Origin of the sequence: Pseudostreptobacillus hongkongensis, from assembly GCF_001559795.1 — a bacterium.
In the GTDB taxonomy this organism is placed as follows: Bacteria; Fusobacteriota; Fusobacteriia; order Fusobacteriales; family Leptotrichiaceae; genus Pseudostreptobacillus; species Pseudostreptobacillus hongkongensis.
On record NZ_LOHY01000022.1, the window covers coordinates 1 to 318 of the forward strand.

At 55.0% G+C, this 318-nt stretch carries 1 protein-coding gene; it reads left to right on the forward strand.

Annotated elements, in window-relative coordinates; all coding sequences use genetic code 11:
• A partial coding sequence (locus AYC59_RS08475) for a substrate-binding domain-containing protein (protein ID WP_156445434.1) occupies positions 1–318 on the forward strand: 318 nt, incomplete at both ends.

Here is a 318-nt window from a genome sequence, read left to right on the forward strand (position 1 = left end):
GCTGCAAGGCATTGCCGGTACATCCGCAGCCCGTGAACGTGGCGAAGGTTTCCAGCAGGCCGTTGCTGCTCACAAGTTTAATGTTCTGGCCAGCCAGCCTGCAGATTTTGATCGCACCAAAGGCTTGAACGTAATGCAGAACCTGTTGACCGCTCATCCGGATGTTCAGGCTGTATTCGCGCAGAATGATGAAATGGCGCTTGGCGCGCTGCGCGCACTGCAAACTGCCGGTAAATCGGATGTGATGGTCGTCGGATTTGACGGTACACCGGATGGCGAAAAAGCGGTGAATGATGGCAAACTAGCAGCGACTATCGC